This window comes from Dolichospermum sp. LEGE 00246 (assembly GCF_015207865.1).
GTDB classification, from domain to species: Bacteria; Cyanobacteriota; Cyanobacteriia; order Cyanobacteriales; family Nostocaceae; genus Dolichospermum; species Dolichospermum heterosporum.
On record NZ_JADEWA010000422.1, the window covers coordinates 1 to 4,851 of the forward strand.

Sequence of the window (4,851 nt, forward strand, 5' to 3'; positions counted from 1 at the left end):
GCTTAATAAGCTTGATTTTTGTATTTCAGATTGTATTCCAGGAAAATTTATCTATTTGAGGGCTTACGCATTGATAAAGTTTTCTAAATATGTAATGTGTATTTTATCTCTTGTAGGGTGCGTCAGACCCAATAATTTGGTAAAAAACAGATTTCTTCTATCTGACGCACCCTACTCAATAAGTTATTCCCAAAGCCGAAAACGACGCAATTTCGTTCATTTATATGATGGTAAGTTAGAGGTTGTTTGAAAACTTTTTCGTGTGGGATCTGACACCCGCAGATCCCCCTTTTCAAGGGGGATTTTGAGGAATTTAGCCCCCTTTGTAAGGGGGTTTGGGGGGATCTCGATTAATTCTGATACTTTTCAAACATCCTCTTAGTGAGCGTGCGTAAGTCCTATATTTTTAGGTAAAGTATTCTAGAATTATGACCAAGTTTTATGGTGTTATAAAAATGGCCTATGAGAGATTCATCTATTGTAATCGGACTCAGAGGCCATTTTTTATTTCATCCTGATTTATTTGATTTTGGTGAAATTGTCTGTACCTGGACGTTGTAAAACTAGAAGTTTCAAAAACCCTTTAATTTAATGGCATTTGTTTGAGAATGTCATCAAATTTAAGCATAAAATTATGCTTCTACTGCTACTACTTCCTCATTTTCATCAACAATTTCTACTGTTCTTGGTGCTTCACTCACTTCTGATTCTGTCGCTGTATGGGTTCCTGATTCTAGGTGAGTGGTTAATTGTGTTTTTAGCACGTCGGAAATGGGTAAATCATTGATTTCTTTGACGAGCGCCCTTATAGATTCGTTTTTAGTCCGTTCTGAATAAACTGCTTTGAGAATAGCTTCAATTCCATAGGCGCCTACTGTATCTCCTACAACTCCTACTAGACCCAGTAAACCTATACCTCCAAGGATACCAAATGGTCCTCCTGCTGCTGTTAGGGCTGCAACAATAGCGGCATTACTACCTGCTGATGCAACTGCTAAGACTACAAGAATTATGCCAGGAAGACCTAGCCCAGCTAGTTTTTTTGCGATTTCGTCCATGTTCATGATCTAAGATCCTTAAATATTGTTAGTGGAAACTGTTTTAATTGGCTTAATTGGCATGAGATTTATATCTCTATAGTTCAAGAAACTATTGCAGTATCTAGACTAAGGAAGATAAATGTCTCTTTATCTCAAATCAAGGTGATTTTTTAACATTTTCTCTTTTATTTAACCTCAATATCTAACAATAGTCAATGCAATAATCAACAAACATAGGACTCCTATTTGATTTTTGAAAAAACTCCGTACACTCAAATCATCTAAAAACCTATTCCCTGCCTCCACGAAAAATTTATAAATCAAACAGGATAGCTGTATGATTTTGATATTTACTGTTTAACTCATTCATTTAATCAGGAATATGGCTGTTTTCTATTTTCACAAAGGATATATTCACGGTTCTTAGAGATGGTAAATAGTTCTTACTTTCTAATTTTAGATGATTTTGCAATTTTGTTTTTAACTCCTGGCAAATTGGTAAATCTTGAATTTCGTAAAGTAGCGATCGCAAAGTTTCGGTTTTGCTACGTTCTGAATAAACTGCTTTGAAAATAGCCTCAATTCCATAATCAGCCATGAGATCACTTAGCACCTTTGCCAGACCAAGTAAACCTATACCTCCAAGGATACCAAATGGTCCTCCTGCTGCTGTCAGCACGGCAACGATAGCAGCATTACTACCTGCTGATGCGAATGCTAAAATCAAGAGAATGATCCCCGGAAAACCTAAACCGGCAAGTTTTTTCACAATTTCATCCACTGCAATCTCCTAACATTTTGATATTATCTTTTCAATTAATAATTAATCAAGATTATGGCTGATTTTGCCTTTTACGGCGGAAATGGCTACCGTTCTAGGAGAGGCTAAATAATTTTTCCCTGTAGGATCGCCACTGCGTCCTTTAAAATTGCGATTGGTTGCATAAACTCCTGTTTCTTCTTTGTTTAAAACTCCAATTCCCGAATTGATACAAGCACCACAACCTGATTTAAGAATCTTTGCACCTGCTTGGGCAAAAATGTCCATGTATCCCAATGCTTCTGCTTTTTCCCGAATTTCTACGGAAGCAGGAACAATAAATAAGTTTACATCATCTGCCACTCGGCGACCCTGTAAAACTTCGGCAGCCTGAGCTAAATCGTATAGTTTACCTCCTGTACAAGAACCAATAAAGGCTTTGGTAATCGGGGTTTCTTCTAATTGGCTAATAGGTACTACCTGATCTGGTTTGGGAGGACGGGCAATTTGCGGTTCTAGATTACTGAGTTCCCATTTATATATTCTCTCATACTCAGCATCAGGGTCGCCTATAAGTTCCTCAAATTCTTGATCAGAACGACTTGTGACATAATTGCGGGTTGTTTCATCAGGAACAATTAAGCCACAGATTGCACCACACTCAATGGCCATATTAGCAAGAGTCAAGCGTTCATCGAAGGGCATTTGTTCGAGTATTGACCCTCTAAATTCCATGACTTTACTGGTAGCACCAGCACAACCAATTTGTCCCAGGATAAACAAAATAATATCCTTAGCGCTGATGTGGGCGGGTAGAGTTCCAGATAACTCGAATACCAGTGTTGAGGGAACACGAATCCACATATCCCCCATAGCATAGATATTGGCCATGTCTGTAGTTCCCACACCGGCGGAAAAAGCTCCTAATGCGCCGTAGGTACAGGTATGGGAATCTGTACCAGCAATAATCATTCCTGGGCGGACAAATCCTTTTTCTGGTAGTAAAACGTGACAAATACCAGCAGCTTCACCGGGAGAAACTACATCAAATAAATGACATCCTTGCTCTTTGGCAAAGTCAATCATTTCTTGGTACATGACATTGGCTTTTTGATCATTGCGAATGTCATTAACTTGGATAAAGTGATCTGCTACTAAAACTACCCGTTGAGCATCCCACAGTTTTGCTTCTTGTCCGTAGTGTTTATAAAATGTTGTGGCTACTGGTCCTGCTACCGCATCATGGGATAAAGCTAAGTCAACTTGGGCAAAAACCACTTCTCCAGGACGGACATAATTATTACCAGAAGCTTTAGCAAGCAGTTTTTCTACTAAGGTCATGGGTCTTTGGGGAGTTACACTTTTAGGAGTGGCAATTTTTCCCTGACGACGCATTTGATTAAAAGGTATTAACCCACCTGCTTGGGCGATCGCCTCAACTATAGGATTCTCTTGTTTTTCCTCTAAAATTTCTAGATTTAATCCAATATTGATACTATTGCGATAAAAAATTTCTGCAAATGATCGCGCCTGAATCTTTTCAATTCCCGCAGCTTTCAAGGCTACAGGCGCAATTTCTCGACTAGAACCACAGCCAAAATTTTCACCAGCGACAATTACATTGTATTTTAATAACTCTCCTACTCCTATCAAATGTTCTAAAGCATATTGTTTTAAAATATCAGGATCATAAGTTGTAGCCCGATTAGCAGGAATAATATCATCAGTATTAATATCATCTCCTAAATTTAAAACTTGTTTATTTATATTATTCATGCAGCACCCCCATTCCTGTATTTTGTAAATTATAAATCTCTGTTAGTAAACGCTGTATTAATTGTTCAGTATTAACTAATATTTCTGAACTTTGAGGAGATAAATCCGCTGTCCGATATCCTTGAGCTAAAACTCGATCTTGTGCTGTCATAATCCTTTGTGCAGCTCTCTTTTCCCCCCACTGCTCCAGCATTAAAACACAAGCACCAATAGTTCCCAAAGGATTAGCAATTCCTTTACCAGCTATATCTGGTGCAGTACCGTGAATTGCTTCGTATAGTCCAAATCCATCGGCATTAAGACTAGCTGATCCTAATAAACCTAAAGAACCAACTAAAGCTCCGCCAATATCGCTAAGAATATCTCCAAATAAATTACTGGCTAAAATTACATCAAATCTTTGGGGATTCATCACCATTTGCATGGCTAAATTATCCACTAACATTGGTTCGACTACAACATCAGGAAACTGGGTAGCTTCTTCTTGTACTAAACGAGTCCAAGGCAAATTAGGTAAAGCATTTTCTTTATGAGCTACTGTTAGTTTTCCTCGGCGTTGTTGGGCTTTTTGCAAGGCTTGGCGAGCAATGCGGCGTATCTCATGATCATAATAGAGCATGGTGTGGTAGCCATAATCTCCTTGTTCATCTGAAGCACGTCCAGTAGATCCAAAATAAATCCCACTCACTAATTCTCGAATGACGAGTATATCCAATCCTTTAATTTTTTCTGGTCGTAAGCTAGATTTATGAACTAGACTATCAACAATCCGAATTGGACGCAGATTACAAAAAAAGTCGTAATGTTTTCGCAGTTCTAGCAGTCCACCTTGGGTAACTGCACCAAAGACAATTCCATCAGATCCATTACATATATCTATAGTCGCTTGGGGAAAGTAACTACCAAATTTTTCTAAGGCGGTTTTACCCAGCCAACCATAATCTACCTGCAAGGTAAATCCTTCTAGTTTTGCTACTTGTTGCAAAAGTTGTAGCGACGCTTCCACAACTTCTGGTCCAATTCCTTCACCGGGAATAGCAACAATGCGATAAGACTGATTGCTTAATGACCTCATTTTTCCTGATGTTTTAGTGGATGAGGATTTATTACTGCTGAAATTGTCAAAGCTGAACTCCCCCTTGGCAATATCATGTTTAAGAAATTTAAGAAGATATGTGTCTGTGAAAATATGTGTGTAATGGTTTGCACTACTTCACCCCTATTTTTTACCAGACTTTTCATTAGTATACAAGGACAGTTAGGACAGTTAAGATT

Annotated in this window: 4 protein-coding genes and 1 pseudogene; all 5 read right to left on the reverse strand. The window is 38.3% G+C overall.

Features of this window, described 5'->3' with window-relative positions:
- Nucleotides 1-632: 632 nt before the first annotated feature.
- The gene (locus IQ228_RS21255) at nt 633-1,058 is read right to left on the reverse strand and encodes a hypothetical protein (protein WP_027403944.1); all 426 of its coding nucleotides are present in this window, start codon (nt 1,056-1,058) and stop codon (nt 633-635) included.
- Nucleotides 1,059-1,410: 352 nt separating this feature from the next.
- The gene (locus tag IQ228_RS21260; RefSeq protein ID WP_027403943.1) at nt 1,411-1,821 is read right to left on the reverse strand and encodes a hypothetical protein; all 411 of its coding nucleotides are present in this window, start codon (nt 1,819-1,821) and stop codon (nt 1,411-1,413) included.
- A 42-nt stretch (nt 1,822-1,863) separates the two neighbouring features.
- Complete coding sequence (locus IQ228_RS21265) at nt 1,864-3,195, reverse strand: aconitase/3-isopropylmalate dehydratase large subunit family protein (RefSeq protein ID WP_370566923.1); 1,332 nt, start codon at nt 3,193-3,195, stop codon at nt 1,864-1,866.
- 78 nt (nt 3,196-3,273) lie between these two features.
- Nucleotides 3,274-3,423, reverse strand: a pseudogene (locus tag IQ228_RS27480) (3-isopropylmalate dehydratase); the annotation flags it as partial.
- Nucleotides 3,424-3,568: 145 nt separating this feature from the next.
- Complete coding sequence (locus IQ228_RS21270) at nt 3,569-4,651, reverse strand: isocitrate/isopropylmalate dehydrogenase family protein (RefSeq protein WP_193964343.1); 1,083 nt, start codon at nt 4,649-4,651, stop codon at nt 3,569-3,571.
- Nucleotides 4,652-4,851 lie beyond the last annotated feature (200 nt).